The organism is Bradyrhizobium sp. 45 (assembly GCF_023073155.1).
In the GTDB taxonomy this organism is placed as follows: Bacteria; Pseudomonadota; Alphaproteobacteria; order Rhizobiales; family Xanthobacteraceae; genus Bradyrhizobium; species Bradyrhizobium canariense_D.
In genome coordinates this window covers 66,862-82,110 of the sequence record NZ_JADPIX010000097.1, presented here as the reverse complement: position 1 = coordinate 82,110, position 15,249 = coordinate 66,862, and the positions used below count along the sequence as shown (strand labels likewise).

Sequence of the window (15,249 nt, the reverse complement as noted above, 5' to 3'; positions counted from 1 at the left end):
AGGCGATGAATATTCAGTTCCGCGAAAGCTCCGAAGCCGCTTCCCCACTGGCCGTCAAAACCGCGATCGCGGACTGCGACATCCATCCGGCACGCGCGACCCGCGCCGAGCTCTATCCCTACCTGGCCAAACGCTGGCAGCATCATCTCGAAGTGTACGGCGTCCATGCCTATCAGGGCATGATGGAAGGCCCGCCCTATCCGAAGGCCCAGCCCAACGCCTCGCGCCGCGACGCCTATCCGCCGGAAGGCGGGCCGCAGGGCTCCTCGCTGTCCTTCATGCAGAAGCAGCTGCTCGATCCCAACAACGTGCAGCTCGGCGTGCTCAATCCGCTCAACACCGGGCAAGGCATCCGCAATCACGAGCTTTCGGCGGCCTTGTGCTCGGCGATCAACGACTGGCAGATCGACAAATGGACCAGCAAGGACAAGCGGCTGAAGGCGTCCATCGTCGTCGGCAATGAGGACGGGCTGTCAGCCGCCGCGGAAATCCGCGAGCGTGCCGGCGACAAGAATTTCGTGCAGGTGCTGCTGCTCAGCCGCAATGTCGAGCCGCTCGGCCAGCGTCGCTACTGGCCTATCTATCAGGCTGCGGAAGAGGCCGGCCTTCCCGTCGGCGTCCACGCCTTCGGCTTCGGCGGCAACCCCATCACGCCGTCGGGCTGGCCCTCCTATTACATCGAGGAGATGGTCGGCCACTCGCAGTGCCAGCAATCGGCGCTCGCAAGCCTCGTGCTGGAGGGCGTGTTCGAGCGCTTCCCGAAGTTGAAGATGGTGATGATCGAGGCCGGCTTCGGCTGGGCGCCGTCGCTAGCATGGCGGCTCGACAAAGTCTGGCAGCGCCTGCGCAGCGAGGTGCCGCATGTCAAGCGGCCGCCGTCCGAATATATCCGCGAGCAGGTGTGGTGGACGACGCAGCCGATGGAGGATCCGGAGCGGCGCGAGGATCTGTTCGATGTCATCAAGTGGATCGGCTGGGACCGGCTACTGTTCGCGACCGACTATCCGCACTGGGATTACGACGAGCCGTCGCGCGTGCTGCCCGCGGGCGTCAGCGACGACGACCGCGAGGCCTTCTATCTCGGCAATGCGAAGAAGCTGTACGGGATCAGTTGATGGCGCGGCATGTGATTGCCGCGGTCGACGAGCTTCCGCCCGGCACGCGAAAATTTCTGGAGATCGACGGACGGCCGATCGCAATCTTCAACATCAAGGGTGAATATTTCGGCCTGATGAACCGCTGCCCGCATCAGGGCGCTGCGCTGTGCGAGGGACCCTTGATCGGGCTCGCGCAATCGAAGGATCCGGGCGAGATCGAATATACCAAGCTCGGCGAGATCATTCGCTGCCCCTGGCATGGCTGGGAGTTCGACATCCGCACCGGCCAGTCCTACTGCGACCCTCGCCGCTTCCGCGTGAAGGCCTACCCGGCCCATGTCGAGCCGGGTGCAAGCGTGGTGAAGGGGCCGTATGTCGCCGAGACGATACCCGTGAAGATCGAGAGCGACTACGTCGTGGTGGAGCTGTAGCGAGAAGCAGGTTGCGCGGACATGCGCCGGCACGATTTCAGGCCTTATTCCGCGTTGCCGCGATCATCCACTCACGGAATGCGGCGAGCTTCGGCGCTTCGCGGCGCCCCTCCGGCGCGACCAGGTAGAAGCCCGCATCGGCCGGCAGCGCGATCTTGAAGGGGACCACTAGTCGCCCCTTGGCGATGTCGTCCTGGACATAGGAGGTCCGCCCCATCGCCACGCCGATGCCGTCGATCGCGGCCTGGATGGTCATGAAGATCATGTCGAAGGTGATGCCGGGCTGCCTGGCGATGTCGGCCGGCAGACCCGCCGCCGTCAACCACAGCCGCCAGTCGTCGCTGTTGGCGTTGGAGGTGTGCAGCAGCATGTGGCTCTTGAGGTCCTCGGGACAGCGCAACGGCTTGTCGCCACGCAGCAGAGACGGGCTGCAGACCGGAAACAGCTCGTCCGCCATCAGCCAGTCGGCGCGCAAGCCCGGCCACTGGCCGCGCCCGTAGCGGATCGCGGCATCGACATTGTCGCGCTGGAAGTCGACGAGGCTGGTGGAGGTCGTGATACGGACGTCGATGCCGGGATGGTGCTCCTGGAAATCGGTCAGCCGCGGCAGCAGCCATTTTGCGGCGAGCGAAGCCAGCGTCGAGACCGTCAGCACCTTGTCATCGTCCTTGCGCAGCAGCCGATCGGTGGCAAGCCGGAGGTCGTTGAAGGCGGCGCGGACGCCCGGCAGATAGTCGCGCGCCTCGGCCGTCAGCGCCAGCGCGCGGTTCTGCCGGACGAACAGGCGGATGCCGAGCTCCTCCTCGAGCCTGCGGATCTGGTGGCTGATCGCGGTCTGGGTCACGTTCAGCTCGGACGCCGCCAGCGTGAAGCTGAGATGGCGCGCGGCGGCCTCAAAGGCCCGCAATCCATTCAGGGAGGGCAATCTGGCAGTCATCTGGCAGCAGGATACATGACGTTATTTCATGCGAAAGAGTACAAATTGTCGTTTGTCGCAGTGCACCCGGAAGCAGATATTAGCGGTCAACTTAGCTCCAGGAGCTGGCAATGTCTACTTTGACCCAGAATTCGATGACAAATCATCATGCGCCAGGGCTGATCCACCAGATCGGCGAGACGCTTCACGTTTGGCACGAGCGTTACCGGACCCGGCGTGAGCTCACCAACTGGTCCGCGCGCGACCTTCAGGACGTCGGACTGTCCTGGAGCGATGTCGCCTACGAGGCCGACAAACCCTTCTGGCGGGCCTGATTGGCCGCCAGGCCGGCGCCGCCTGACTGTGGGGGCGCCGGCGGTCCCTTTCCCCTTTGGTCCCCTTGGGGGCGCGTGTCATGAGCACCCTTCGCCTGGAAGATCTGAAGCAATATTCGGACACGCTGCGCACGCGACACGGCGAGGCGCTGCGCGTTCGTTTCGTCGAGCCGCGCGACACCGAGGAGCTCCAGCACTATTTTCGCTCGCTCTCGACGCGGTCCCGATACAACCGCTTCTTCGGCGCGATCAGCGAACTGCCGCAGGGCCTGCTGCACGAATTCCTTCAAATCGGCGAGCGCGAACGTTTTACCGTGGTGGCGACCATGATGGTCGACGGCTTCGAGACCATCGTCGCCGAAGCGCGCTATGCGCTGCATGCCGAAACCGCGACGCTTGAATTCGGTCTGTCGGTTGCCGACCGCTGGCAGGGCCACGGCATCGCCACCGTGCTGATGAAGAATCTTGAATGCCGCGCGGCCGCGCTCGGCGCCGACCACATGTTCGGCGACACGCTGCGCTCCAACGCCGCCATGATCTCGGTCGCGCGTAAATCGGACTTCGCCTTCGTCAACCATCCGGACGACTGGAAGCTAGTGCGCTTCGACAAGGAGATCTCCGTCGCACCGAAAGACATTCCCTGCGCGAGCTGGCGCCTCGTCGCTCTTTCCCGTCAGGCCGATAGCCCCTCAGCCTCGGCCTGACACCACTCGAGCCCGGCCTGGCGAAAACCAGAGCCGGGCATTTTTGCGCCGCTACTTCCCCGTGAACACCGCCTTGCGTTTCTCGATGAAGGCCTGCACCGCTTCCTTGTGATCGGCGGTCGTGGTCAGGCGAACCAGACGTTCGGCCTCGTGGTCGCGCGCGGTCTCGAAGTCGAACAGCAGGGCCTCGTCGAGATTGTCCTTCATGTAGCGCAACGCGAGGCGCGGACCTTCAGCGAGGGATTTTGCCAGTGCAAAGGCCTCCGCCTGCAATTTGTCATCGGGCACCACGCGGTTGACGAGGCCGATGGCCTCGCACCTGACAGCATCGACCCGATCGCCGGTGAACAGCAGCTCGCGCGCCCGCGCGGTGCCGACGAGGCGCGTCAACAGCCACGCGATGCCATAGTCGCCGGACAGCGCGATGCGCGCATAGCCGGTGGCCACGAAGGCCGATTGCGCGGCAATGCGGATATCGCAGGCCATGGCGATGGCGAGCCCCGCGCCGACCGCCGGCCCCGGCAGCGCCGCGATGGTCGGCTTGCGCACCGACACCAGCGCGCCGGTGAGCAGGCGCTGCCGCTCCTGGAGATCGGCGACCTTGTCGTCAAAGGACATCTCCAGCTTCTTCGGGTCGCGATGCGCGCCCATGCCCTTGACGTTGCCGCCGGCGCAGAACGCTTCGCCGGCGCCGGTGATCAGCAGCGCGCCGACATCGGGGTTCTCGCCGCAGGAGCGGATCATCGTACGCAGCGCCGGGGTCAGCGCGTCCGACAGCGAGTTGCGCGCCTCGGGCCGGTTCAGCGTGATCAATGCGACGCGATCGCGGATCACGCAGAGGAGTTCACTGGTGCCGGTATCGATGGTGGTTTCCGTGGACATGATTCCCGCCCTTGTAGGATGGGCAAAGCGAAGCGTGCCCACCAATTGCTGTTTCGTCGTTGATAGTGGGCACGGCGCTATGCGCCTTTGCCCACCCTACGGCAGCTTGCCTCAAAACTTCTCCACCCAGGGCCGCAGCTCCAGCTCCCAGCTCCAGGCGCTGCGCGGCTGCTGCAACACGTTCCAGTAGCTCTCCGCGATGGCATCGGGATCGAGCATTGAATCCGGCTTCTCCGGCGCTTCCGTGCGCGCTGCGCTCCTGATGCCGCCATCGATCACGAAATGGGCGACATGGATGCCTTGCGGCGACAATTCGCGCGCCATGCTCTGCGCGAGCCCGCGCAGTGCGAACTTGCCCATCGCGAACGGCGCGGACTGCGCATAGCCCTTGACGCTTGCCGAAGCGCCGGTGAACAGGATCGCGCCGTGCTGGTTCGGCAGCATGCGCCTGGCCGCTTGCTGCGCCACCAGGAAGCCGCCATAGGCACTGACCGCAATGGCGTTCGCCACGTCGGCCGGAACGAGATCGACGAACGGCCCGCGCGCGCGGCCGCTGGCGTTGTAGACGACCACGTCGGGCATGCCGATCTCGCGTTCGACCAGGCCAAACAGGCGTTCGACCGCATCAGGCTCGGTGGCGTTGCAGGCATAGGCCTTGGCGCCGGTCTCGCTGCAGAGCGCGCCGAGCTTCTCGATTTTTCGCGCGGCCAGCGCGACGCGGATGCCCTGGGCGGACAACAACCGCGCCAGCGAGGCGCTCAGGCCTTCGCCGGCGCCGACGATGAGGGCGATCTTGTATTTCGGGTGTTCCATGGCGTGATCTCTCGAAGACGGGAAGCCGCTGATCTATGCACGGTCCGCGCGGACAACCAGCCGGGACGATCATAATTCCGCAGAGCGAATTGCGCCCTCACGGCGATCATGCCTCCCTGACAATTTGCGGCTTTATCCGCTTTCGCGACTGGAGCATGATCGACATCATCACAAGCGGCAAGCGCCAAATCAGCGCAAAATGACCGCAAGGCGGAAACGAAGAGGATGATCATGCGACAGCCGGCCCCCGCGCAGCCAAAACAGGTCGCGGCCGCACCATCCGGACTGCTGGCTCCCGATACCACCGGCATGAATTTCTACCGCGCCGATCAGGCACTCACCGATCTCCTCCGCATTCATCTACCGGAGACGCTATTCCGCCACATCGAGCCGCATCTCGATCGGCTGGGCGAACTCGCCGGCGGCGTGCTCGATGAATGCGCGCGGCTCGCCGACCGGCACACACCGGTGCTGCACCAGCGCGACAAGTTCGGTCGCGACGTGCAGTGGATCGAATACCACCCGGCCTATCGCGAGCTGGAGAAGGCCGCCTTCGGCGAGTTCGGCATCCACGCGCTCTCGATCCGCAAGGGCATCATGGGCTGGCCGGACAAATATCCTGTCGTCGCCAAGCACGCCTTCACCTTCCTGTTCAACCAGACCGAATTCGGCATGGGTTGCCCGATCAACGTAACCGACGGCTGCGCCAAGCTGCTCGCGAATTTCGGCAGCGAGGCGCTGAAGGCGAAATATCTCGACGGACTAACCCAGACCGACATGAGCAAGCTGACCCAGGGCGGCCAGTTCATGACCGAGAAGGAAGGCGGCTCCGATGTCGGCACGCTGACCACGACGGCCGTGCAGGAAGGCGACCATTGGCGCCTCACCGGCGAAAAATGGTTCTGCTCGAACGCCGACGCAAAGATCGTGATGCTGCTGGCGCGCCCCGAAGGTGCCGGCCCCGGCACGCGCGGAGTCGGCCTGTTTCTGATGCCGCGCTTCCTCGACGACGGCTCGCAGAACCACTACCGGATCGTGCGTCTGAAGGACAAGCTCGGCACGCGCTCGATGGCCTCGGGTGAAATCAAGCTCGAAGGCGCGATCGCCTACGCGGTCGGCAAGCTCGACCGCGGCTTCGTGCAGATGGCCGAGATGGTGAACTCGTCGCGGCTCTCAAATGGCGTCAAATCCACCGCGCTGATGCGGCGGGCCTACCATGACGCGATGACGGTGGCGAAAAACCGCGTGGTGTTCGGCAACCGCATCATCGACCTGCCGCTAGGTCGGCGCCAGATGCTGAAGATCATGCTGCCGGTCGAGCAGGCGTTGTCGATGAGCTTTCTCACTGCGGACGCGCTCGACCGCGCCGAGGCCGGCAGCCAGGATGCGGCCGCACTGCTGCGCATCCTGACGCCGACCTTGAAATTCCGCGCCACCCGCGATGCGCGAAAGGTCTGTGGCGATGCGCTCGAGATGCGCGGCGGCATCGGCTATATCGAGGAATTCGCGACCGCCCGCCTGCTCCGCGACGCGCATCTCGGTTCGGTCTGGGAAGGCACCGGCAACATCGTCGCGATCGATGCGCTGAGGCGTGCGGTCGGCCGCCACGGCGCCGAATCCGCGCTGGCCGCCGATCTGCATGCTCGCCTCGATGACAGCCCCTCGGTGCCGCAGGCCTGGCGCGACCGGCTGCACACGCTCACCGATCGTGCGGTGGGCTTCGCACGCGAGGTCGCGGGAAAGGCCGACAATGAGGCCGATGCGCGCCGCGCCACCAGCCTGCTCTATCATGTCGCCGGTGCCGTCGCGCTCGCCTGGGAGGCGCATCGTATTCACGACATGCGGGGCGATGCGCGCAGGCTGTTGTTGTCGCGGCTGGTGATCGATCACCGGGTGTCGCCGAGCGATCCGTTCCGGCTGACGGAAAATGCCGTGCAGCAGAAGATCGCGGCGCTGCTGCTCGGCGATCGTGCAGGCAGCATGAGCGAGGTTGGCGAACTGGTCCTGGCAGCGTAGGCTGCACCCACGTTCGAAGCAAAAAAAGCGATAGGGAGTGCTCGATGAAGGCGGCCGTCCTCCATGAAGTCAACAAGCCCCTAGTCATCGAGGATGTCAGCCTGCCGAAGCCCGGCCCGCGCGAGGTCCTGATCCGGACCTCGGCCGCAGGTCTCTGCCACTCCGATCTGCACTTCATGGAAGGCCTTTATCCGCATCCGCTGCCCGCGGTGCTCGGGCACGAGTCGGCCGGTGTCGTCGAGCAGGTCGGCTCCGACGTCACCTATGTGAAGCCCGGTGATCATGTCGTCACCTGTCTTTCGGTATTCTGCGGCACCTGCGACAACTGCACCACGGGCCGCACGGTGCTCTGCACCGACACCACGGTGAAATTGCTGCCGGGGGTGTCCAATCGGATGCAATGGGCTCGCTCCGAGAAGCTGCATCAGTTCCTCAACCTCTCGTCCTTCGCCGAGCAGATGCTGGTGCACGAGAACGCGATCGTCAAAATCCGCAAGGAGATGCCGCTCGATCTGGCCGCGCTGATCGGCTGCGGCGTCATCACCGGCTACGGCGCGGTCGTGAACACGGCGAAGGTGACGGCCGGCGAGACCGTGGCCGTGATCGGCTGCGGCGGTGTCGGCATGGCCGCGATCAACGGCGCGCAGATCGCGGGCGCCGGCCGCATCATTGCCATCGACACCAACCCGGCCAAGCTCCAGCTCGCGACCAAGCTGGGCGCCACCGACATCATTAATCCGGCAGACGGCGACGTCGTGAAGCAGGTGCGCGATCTCACCAATGGCGGCGTGCATCATTCCTTCGAGGTGCTCGGCCGCAAGGAGACCGCGGAGCAGGCCTTCGGCATGCTCGCCTCGGGCGGCACGGCCACCATCGTCGGCATGATTCCGTTCGGCCAGAAGATCGAGCTGCACGGCTTCGACTTCCTGCGCGAGCGCAGGATCCAGGGCTCATCGATGGGCTCGAACCATTTTCGCGTCGACATGCCGCGGCTGGTGGATTTCTACCTGCGCGGCCGGCTGCATCTGGAAGACTGGATCTCGGCCAAGCTGAAGCTCTCCGAGATCAACGAAGGGTTTGCCAACATGAAGGCCGGCAAGACGCTGCGCAGCGTGATCATGTTTGACAGCTGATGGCTCGATGACGCGGGTCGCCCAGGATTAAGGCAACTGGTCCGGGCCGGCCAAGTCGCCACGCGACTCTTTCAGGAGCAGCAGCGCCGCAGCTGTCACGAGACCCGTGGCGAGCAGGTACAGGGGCGATATGTTCAAACCGGGCCCTTCGATGACCAGATAGGAGAACAATCCCGCGGTCGACGCGATGAAGCCGAGCCAAGCAAGCTTCGGAAAGCGAAATCCACGTTCGCCGCGCCAAAGATCATGCACGAGGTAGTACACGAGAAGGCTGTTGCAGAGTGCCGCCGGCAGCACGCCCAGGACGATTCCGTTTTCGAACGCGAGATAGGATAACACGCCGTCGACCTGAGCAATCACCGCGAAGGGCACATAGCGCGGATTGAGGCAGGCCAGCGCGATCGACGCAAGCTCGAACGCGTAGAAGTACCGCTCGTGCATCTTCGGGAGCAGATACGGCATGAGCATGAGCGATACACAGGCGACGAGCAGAATAAACTCCGGCCCCGCCCGTCGAGAGCGCGCGATGAAGATCGACAAGGCGAGCCCGCTCGCGGCCGCGAGCACCATGCCGACGGCGACTCCGATCGCGTACGGCAGTCCGCCAGCCAGCACCCAGATGTTCGCTGCGTTCATGGTGAGGCGATTGAAGGTGTGAGCTTGGTCCAGATAGACCGCGAACACGGAGGCCAAAGATCTACCGGCGACCAGAACCGGAATGGCGAGAACCACATAGATCCCGGGAACGGTGGCGAGCCATGCCGGGTGGATCCTGCGGCGCAGAATCATGCCGAGCACGAAGGGTCCCAGGAACACGCCCTGAGCCTTCACCGAAAATGCCATCGCAAATGACGCAACGCCATTTCGGTCCCGCATGAACAGCGCGATGGAAACCAGCGTGAAGTACGTCCAGATCGAATCACTCTCCGCCCACACCGCGCCGTTGAAGATCACCGTCGGTGCAAGCCAGACAGCGCAGAAGGCCAGGGAAGCTCGCAACGGCAGCTTTGTCGCTCGCCAGACGATCTGGGCCACAGTGATCGCGCAGCCCAACTCGAATACTGCCGAGATCGCTTTCACGAGGGAAAGTGGCTCGCCTAGCCAATCAAATCGGGCGGCAATCAGCAGGAGGTAGCTGTAGAACGGCGTGTAGTTGGTAAAGGCTTCGGCCAGCCCGGCGACTCCGTGATCGCGAGCAAAGACATACCAGGGGATCAGATGCTGAATGGCGTCATCGGTCGCGTGTTCCCGGGCAACGTAGCGGAGCGCAAGGCCGACAAGTCCACATCCGATCGCGACGGCGATTGCAAGCCGCCAACTCTCTGGCTGCGTCTTGTTCGGATTGACGTCATGACCGGGCCCGCGGATCGCGTAGATTCCAACAATGTCTTTTGTCACGCGATCACTCGTGAGGCTCCATTTCGTGACCCAACCTCTACGGGCCATCAATTCATAGCTGGATAACGTCTGGTTTCGCAGGTCTTAAGATTGCCGCGAAACGGTTGCTTGGTTAGCGAATGCTTTAGAGGAATTGACGCTCGTCGAAATGGCTGCCGGCGGGAAGGTAAGCCCGGCAAGACCAAATCTTGACCAACTGATGAACTGTCCTGGAGCATGACGGCGGAGGCTGGAGCGGCACTATCGCTGCAAATGTCGCGTGAAGATCCGCACCACATGGCCCCTGACCCGCGGCGCCTCGTCGTAGAGGTCTGAGGCGAGCCGCTCGATGGTCTCGCGCAGCGACAGGAACTGGGCCTGCCGCGCGCTGCTTTCGGTGCCTTGCATGCCCGCAAGCTCGTCCATGGCGGCGTCGCTGATCTGGCACTGCACGACCTCGCCGTCGTTCAGCATGGTGAAGCGAAAGGCGAGCCGTTCGAGATCATGGCCAATGATCCTGTCGCGCATGAGTGGCATCAATTCGTCCCGGTCGACCCCCGCGCCGAAAATGCCGAAAATCCCGCTGCTTGTCAGCAGCAAAGGCAATCCATGGCCTACTGAAATGCAACTTCGGCGAAACTGCGGAGCTTGCGGGAATGCAGTCGCTCGGATTCCTGCTGCTTGAGCCGTTCCAGCGCCTTTAAGCCGATCTCGAGATGCTGGCCGACGCGGCGGCGGTAGAATTCGCTGGCCATGCCTGCGAGCTTGATCTCGCCGTGGAGAGGCTTGTCGGAGACGCACAGCAGCGTGCCGTAAGGGACGCGAAAGCGGTAGCCGTTGGCGGCAATCGCGGCCGATTCCATGTCGAGCGCAACCGCGCGCGATTGCGACAAGCGGCGAATGACATCGGGCCCGCTGATCTCCCAATTGCGGTTGTCGACGCTCGCGACGGTGCCGGTGCGCATCAGGCGCTTGAGCTCGAATCCTTCGAGCCCGGTGACGTCCTCGACCGCCTCCTCGAGCGCCACCTGCATCTCCGCGAGCGCCGGGATCGGCACCCACAGCGGCAACTCACGATCGAGCACATGGTCCTCGCGCACATAGCCATGGGCGAGCACGTAGTCGCCGAGCCGCTGCGTGTTGCGCAGGCCCGCGCAATGGCCGAGCATCAGCCAGGCATGGGGCCGCAGCACGGCAACATGGTCGGTGACGTTGCGCGCGTTCGACGGACCGGTGCCGATGTTGATCAGGGTGATACCACGATAGCCGGGCGCGGCCAGGTGGAAGGCAGGCATCTGCGGCGTGCGCGCGGGCGCAACGCCCGTCGTCGCGCCGCCGCTGCGCGTGATCACATTGCCTGGAGCGACGAAGGCATCGAGGCCCGCCTCGCCAGCCTGAAGCCGCTGCTGGCAAAGCTGCGCGAAGGCGTCGACATAGAACTGGTAGTTGGTGAAGATCACGAAGTTCTGGAAATACTCTGGATCCGTGCCCGTGTAGTGGTAGAGCCGGCGCAGCGAGTAGTCGACGCGGGCCGCCCGAAACAGGGACAGCGGTTCGGGCGCGCCGGGCTGGAGCTCGAAAGTGCCGTCGGCGATGGCATCGTCCATGGTGGCCAGATCAGGCACGTCAAACGCATCGCGCAGCGATCGCGTCACCGGCGAGTTCTCGCTGGTGGTGATGGCGGCTTCGATGTTGATGTCGCGGCGATAGGCGAAGTGAACGGGGATCGGTTCGCTGGACTCGCCGATTTCGACTGGGACACCGTGGTTCTGGATCAACAGTCCGATCTGCTCTGTGAGATAAGTCCGGAACAGATCCGGCCGCGTGACGCTGGTCTCGTGCACACCGGGCCGCGCGACGAAGCCGTAGGCGAGCCGCGAATCCAGCCGCGCATGCGTCGCGGTGGTGATACGGACGAAGGGATAGAAGGCCCGCACCCGCGTCGTGATTGCCTCGCCGTTGACGTAAGCTTCGAACCGGTCGCGCAGGAACTTCGTGTTGCGCTCGTAGATCTCTTCGAGGCGGGCGACGGCGAGGCCGGCGTCGGAATAGGATTCGGTGGCGACGGAGGGTGGAGATTGGATGGATTGCATTGTTCGACGCCGGGTTTGCTGGGGCTGAATCGAACTATAGCAAGAAAACTAAAGCAAGAAAGAAGCCGCCCGTCATTGCGAGCGTAGCGAAGCAATCCAGAAATCTCGCCACGGAGGCGACCTGGATTGCTTCGCTGCGCTCGCAATGACGAATGGGATGACGCGCTTTCGCGCGTCACTTCTCCCGGAACGCTCGCATGAACTGGTCGTGCAGCGGCTTCATCAGGTAGGACAGCATGGTGCGATCGCCGGTCTGGACGAACGCTTCCGCCGGCATGCCGGGGATCAGCCTGGAGTCACCGAGCTTGGCGACCTCCTCTGCGGACAGCGAGACGCGGATGGTGTAGTAGCTCTGGCCGGTGCGCTGATCGGTGGTGACGTCGGGCGAGACGCGGCTGACGACGCCGTTGAGCTCCGGCGTTGTGCGCTGGTTGAACGCGGACAGGCGCAGCAGCGTCTTCTGGCCGATCTGGAGCTTGTCGATATCGACCGGATTGACCTTGGCTTCGACCTGGAGATCGTCGGCCTGCGGCACGATCAGCATGAGGGCGTCGCCGGCGGTGATGACGCCACCAACGGTATGCACCGTCGATTGCAGCACCATGCCGTCCTGCGGCGCGCGGATGTCGACACGGCGAAGCTGGTCCTCGGCGGCGACCTTGCGCTCGATCATTTCGCCGATCTTGTCGTTGGTCTCGCGCAGATCCTTCGAGACCTCGCTGACCATGTCCTTGTCGACCTGGATGATCTGGAGCTCGGTCTCGGTGATCTTGCCCTTGGCCTGCGCCCGCGAGGCGATGTATTGCGCGCGCTCGCCGTTGAGGCGGGCGCTGTCGCGTTCGAGCGTGGTCAGACGGGAGATCTGCACCAGGTGCTTGTCATAGAGATCGCGGACACCCACGAGCTCCTGCTGCACCAGCGAAATTTCCTTGTCCTTGGCCCGCTCCTGCGCGGAGAGGCCCTCGATCTCTTCATTGAGCTGCTGGATGCGCTCGCGCAGCTGCGCCTTCTGGCCGGCGCGTCCGTTGACGCGGACGTCGAACAGCTTGGTTTCGGCGGAGAGCAGCGCCTTGACGTCGGGATCGTTGCCGCGATCGAGCAACGCTTGCGGGTAGTCGATCCTGTCGATTCCGCGCTGCTCGGCCTGGAGCCGCGCCGCACGCGCCTGCGCCGCGTCGAGATTCTTGGTGACGATGGCGAGATTCGCCTTGGTGACGGTGTCGTCGAGCCGCACCACGATGTCGCCAGCCTTAACTACGTCGCCATCGCGAGCACGCACCTCGCCGACGACGCCGCCGGTCGGATGCTGCACCTTTTTGACATTGGACTCGACGACGATCTGACCCGGCGCGATCAGCGCGCCCGAAATCTGCACCGTCGAAGCCCAGCCGCCGAGGCCGACCAGGAGGACCAGCACGATCCCAAGCCCGAGCATCAGGTGAAACCGGATCGACTGCCGTACGGTCCTCTTCGCGGCAGGCTTCGCGCCGCCGAGCGCCATCGTGCTCATGCCTTGGCTCCGCCTTCGCTGACGATCTTGATCGGCGCCGGCGGCGTCACGCGCGGCTGGAGCACCTGGGCGAGCACCTGTTCCTTCGGCCCGAAGGCCTGCATGCGGCCGTCGCGCAGCACCAGGATCTGGTCAACCGCTTCCACGCCGATCGGACGGTGCGCCACTACGATGACGATGGCGCCGCGCTCGCGCGCCGCGCGGATGGCGCGGGTCAGCGCCTCGTCGCCTTCGGTATCGAGATTGGAATTGGGCTCGTCGAGCACGATCAGGAAGGGGTTGCCATAGAGCGCGCGCGCCAGCGCCACGCGCTGCGCCTGGCCCGCGGAGAGCGCCGTGCCCTGCTCGCCGACCTGGGTGTTGTAGCCCTCGCGCATCTTGATGATCATCTCGTGCACGCCGGCTTCCTTGGCGGCGCCGATGATGCCGTCAGACGTGGCCTCGGGATCGAAGCGGCTGATGTTCTGCGCGATGGTGCCGCCGAACAATTCGACGTCCTGCGGCAGATAGCCGATGTGGCGGCCAAGCATGTCCGACGACCACTGGTCGAGCGCCGCGCCGTCGAGCCGCACCTTGCCGCGGACCGGCTGCCAGACGCCGACCAGCGCGCGGATCAGCGACGACTTGCCGGAGCCGCTCGGTCCGATCACGCCGAGGCCATTGCCGGCTTCGAGCGCAAAGGTGATGTCTTGCACGATGAGGCGCTGGTCGCCCGGCGGCACCATGGCGATACCTTCGACCGAGAGGCGGCTGGTGGGCGCCTGCAACTGGGTCGGCATCGTCTGCGCCGGCATCTGCTCGAGAAGGCGGGTCAGACGATGCCAGCTCTGGCGTGCCGCGACAAAGGATTTCCAGTGCGCGATCGCGAGGTCGACCGGCGCGAGCGCGCGTGCCGAGAGGATCGAGCCGGCGATGATGATGCCGGCGGTCGCCTCCTGGTGGATGACGAGATAGGCGCCGACCGCGAGCACGGCCGATTGCAGCATCATGCGCAGCACTTTTGCGACCGCGCCGAGACCGCCGGCGACGTCGCTCGCACGCTGGTTGCCGTCGAGATATTTTTCGTTGGCCTCGCTCCAGCGCGCGTTCATCCGGCCGGCCATGCCCATCGACACCATGACTTCGGCATTGCGGCGGCTGGCCTGGGCGAGATCGTTGCGCTGGGCGGCGAGCCCCATCGCCTCGCGCGCCGGCTGGCGGGACATGAACTCGGTGACCAGCGTCAACCCGACCAGGATGACGGCTCCGACCAGCGCGGTGACGCCGATCATGACGTGGAAGGCGAAGCAGATGGCGAGATAGAGCGGCAGCCAGGGCAGGTCGAAGAACGCGCTCGGTCCCATGCCGCCGAGGAAGGAACGGACATTGTCGAGATCCCGCAGCGGCTGAAGCCCCTCGTTGCGGCTGCCAACCAGCAGCGGCAGGCGCACGATGGTGTCGAACACCCGCTTGTTCAAGGCTTCGTCCAGGGCGGTACCGACCCGGCCCAAGATCCGGTTGCGGATCATGTCCAGCACGCCCTGCGCCATGTAGAGGAAACCGGCGAGGACGATCAGGCCGACCAGGGTCGGAATACTGCGGCTCGGCAGCACCCGGTCGTAGACCTCCAGCATGAAGATCGACCCGGTCAGATAGAGCAGGTTGATCATGCAGCTCATCAAGCCGACGCCGACAAACGCCGTGCGACAGGCGCGCAGCGCATCACCGAGCTCTGAGCGGCGGACGCCGGGAACGGCTGCCATCAGTCTGATCTCTTTCGGGTAGGGGCCAAAGTCCCTGATTTCAAAGGCAAATTCAGGAGTAATTGACCCGGATTAACATCGCGTTTGCGCTCATCGCTCAACGCAGTCGAACACCCGGGACCCCTATGGCCCACATCACCCCCGACCGACCTTGCACGCAAGTCCGGAATCTCACGATCTTGCGGCTTTTTCTTGCAGAC

Annotated in this window: 14 protein-coding genes; 6 read left to right on the top strand and 8 right to left on the bottom strand. The window is 64.4% G+C overall.

The genetic code is table 11. The features are described from left to right. The first annotated feature begins 5 nt into the window (after positions 1 to 5). A complete protein-coding gene (locus IVB42_RS14750) occupies positions 6 to 1,115 on the top strand; it encodes an amidohydrolase family protein (RefSeq protein ID WP_018457576.1) in 1,110 nt (369 codons plus the stop codon). Then, entirely contained in the window at positions 1,115 to 1,528 is a 414-nt protein-coding gene (locus IVB42_RS14745; protein WP_018457577.1) for a Rieske (2Fe-2S) protein, read from the top strand. Before IVB42_RS14750 ends, IVB42_RS14745 begins: the two co-directional genes overlap by 1 nt. A 37-nt stretch (positions 1,529 to 1,565) precedes the next feature. On the opposite strand, the gene IVB42_RS14740 is transcribed toward IVB42_RS14745, so the two are convergent. Continuing rightward, entirely contained in the window at positions 1,566 to 2,465 is a 900-nt protein-coding gene (locus tag IVB42_RS14740) for a transcriptional regulator GcvA (RefSeq protein WP_026233402.1), read from the bottom strand. Positions 2,466 to 2,575: 110 nt separating this feature from the next. Between IVB42_RS14740 and IVB42_RS14735 the strand changes: the two genes are divergently transcribed. Then, on the top strand, positions 2,576 to 2,779 hold the full coding sequence (locus tag IVB42_RS14735; RefSeq protein ID WP_007599575.1) for a DUF1127 domain-containing protein: 204 nt from the start codon (positions 2,576 to 2,578) through the stop codon (positions 2,777 to 2,779). An 80-nt stretch (positions 2,780 to 2,859) separates the two neighbouring features. Continuing rightward, positions 2,860 to 3,483 (top strand): GNAT family N-acetyltransferase, encoded by a 624-nt coding sequence (locus tag IVB42_RS14730; protein ID WP_018457580.1) that lies wholly within the window; start codon positions 2,860 to 2,862, stop codon positions 3,481 to 3,483. 51 nt (positions 3,484 to 3,534) lie between these two features. On the opposite strand, the gene IVB42_RS14725 is transcribed toward IVB42_RS14730, so the two are convergent. Beyond that, entirely contained in the window at positions 3,535 to 4,365 is an 831-nt protein-coding gene (locus IVB42_RS14725) for an enoyl-CoA hydratase (RefSeq protein WP_018457581.1), read from the bottom strand. A gap of 111 nt (positions 4,366 to 4,476) precedes the next feature. Further along, a complete protein-coding gene (locus IVB42_RS14720) occupies positions 4,477 to 5,178 on the bottom strand; it encodes an SDR family NAD(P)-dependent oxidoreductase (RefSeq protein ID WP_018457582.1) in 702 nt (233 codons plus the stop codon). 231 nt (positions 5,179 to 5,409) lie between these two features. Between IVB42_RS14720 and IVB42_RS14715 the strand changes: the two genes are divergently transcribed. Together IVB42_RS14715 and IVB42_RS14710 are read left to right on the top strand one after the other, a co-directional pair. Further along, on the top strand, positions 5,410 to 7,194 hold the full coding sequence (locus tag IVB42_RS14715) for an acyl-CoA dehydrogenase family protein (RefSeq protein WP_026233403.1): 1,785 nt from the start codon (positions 5,410 to 5,412) through the stop codon (positions 7,192 to 7,194). Between the two features lie 44 nt (positions 7,195 to 7,238). Further along, entirely contained in the window at positions 7,239 to 8,327 is a 1,089-nt protein-coding gene (locus IVB42_RS14710; protein ID WP_018457585.1) for a Zn-dependent alcohol dehydrogenase, read from the top strand. Between the two features lie 27 nt (positions 8,328 to 8,354). Here IVB42_RS14710 and IVB42_RS14705 read toward each other — a convergent pair whose 3' ends face one another. From IVB42_RS14705 to IVB42_RS14685, 5 genes are all read right to left on the bottom strand, one after another. Beyond that, the gene (locus IVB42_RS14705; protein ID WP_247399483.1) at positions 8,355 to 9,725 is read right to left on the bottom strand and encodes a hypothetical protein; all 1,371 of its coding nucleotides are present in this window, start codon (positions 9,723 to 9,725) and stop codon (positions 8,355 to 8,357) included. Positions 9,726 to 9,965: 240 nt separating this feature from the next. Beyond that, on the bottom strand, positions 9,966 to 10,241 hold the full coding sequence (locus IVB42_RS14700) for a DUF1488 family protein (protein WP_026233404.1): 276 nt from the start codon (positions 10,239 to 10,241) through the stop codon (positions 9,966 to 9,968). A 77-nt stretch (positions 10,242 to 10,318) separates the two neighbouring features. After that, the gene (locus IVB42_RS14695; RefSeq protein ID WP_018457588.1) at positions 10,319 to 11,797 is read right to left on the bottom strand and encodes an AMP nucleosidase; all 1,479 of its coding nucleotides are present in this window, start codon (positions 11,795 to 11,797) and stop codon (positions 10,319 to 10,321) included. Positions 11,798 to 11,972: 175 nt separating this feature from the next. Further along, entirely contained in the window at positions 11,973 to 13,307 is a 1,335-nt protein-coding gene (locus IVB42_RS14690; protein ID WP_018457589.1) for an HlyD family type I secretion periplasmic adaptor subunit, read from the bottom strand. Beyond that, a complete protein-coding gene (locus IVB42_RS14685) occupies positions 13,304 to 15,049 on the bottom strand; it encodes a type I secretion system permease/ATPase (protein WP_018457590.1) in 1,746 nt (581 codons plus the stop codon). The genes IVB42_RS14690 and IVB42_RS14685 overlap by 4 nt, the downstream gene beginning before the upstream one ends. Positions 15,050 to 15,249 lie beyond the last annotated feature (200 nt).

What these genes read in the sequence shown, in the direction of transcription:
- IVB42_RS14750 (WP_018457576.1), top strand. Translation starts at nt 6, where the DNA reads ATGAATATTCAGTTCCGCGAAAGCTCCGAAGCCGCTTCCCCACTGGCC.
- IVB42_RS14745 (WP_018457577.1), top strand. Translation starts at nt 1,115, where the DNA reads ATGGCGCGGCATGTGATTGCCGCGGTCGACGAGCTTCCGCCCGGCACG.
- IVB42_RS14740 (WP_026233402.1), bottom strand. Translation starts at nt 2,465, where the DNA reads ATGACTGCCAGATTGCCCTCCCTGAATGGATTGCGGGCCTTTGAGGCC.
- IVB42_RS14735 (WP_007599575.1), top strand. Translation starts at nt 2,576, where the DNA reads ATGTCTACTTTGACCCAGAATTCGATGACAAATCATCATGCGCCAGGG.
- IVB42_RS14730 (WP_018457580.1), top strand. Translation starts at nt 2,860, where the DNA reads ATGAGCACCCTTCGCCTGGAAGATCTGAAGCAATATTCGGACACGCTG.
- IVB42_RS14725 (WP_018457581.1), bottom strand. Translation starts at nt 4,365, where the DNA reads ATGTCCACGGAAACCACCATCGATACCGGCACCAGTGAACTCCTCTGC.
- IVB42_RS14720 (WP_018457582.1), bottom strand. Translation starts at nt 5,178, where the DNA reads ATGGAACACCCGAAATACAAGATCGCCCTCATCGTCGGCGCCGGCGAA.
- IVB42_RS14715 (WP_026233403.1), top strand. Translation starts at nt 5,410, where the DNA reads ATGCGACAGCCGGCCCCCGCGCAGCCAAAACAGGTCGCGGCCGCACCA.
- IVB42_RS14710 (WP_018457585.1), top strand. Translation starts at nt 7,239, where the DNA reads ATGAAGGCGGCCGTCCTCCATGAAGTCAACAAGCCCCTAGTCATCGAG.
- IVB42_RS14700 (WP_026233404.1), bottom strand. Translation starts at nt 10,241, where the DNA reads ATGCCACTCATGCGCGACAGGATCATTGGCCATGATCTCGAACGGCTC.
- IVB42_RS14695 (WP_018457588.1), bottom strand. Translation starts at nt 11,797, where the DNA reads ATGCAATCCATCCAATCTCCACCCTCCGTCGCCACCGAATCCTATTCC.
- IVB42_RS14690 (WP_018457589.1), bottom strand. Translation starts at nt 13,307, where the DNA reads ATGAGCACGATGGCGCTCGGCGGCGCGAAGCCTGCCGCGAAGAGGACC.
- IVB42_RS14685 (WP_018457590.1), bottom strand. Translation starts at nt 15,049, where the DNA reads ATGGCAGCCGTTCCCGGCGTCCGCCGCTCAGAGCTCGGTGATGCGCTG.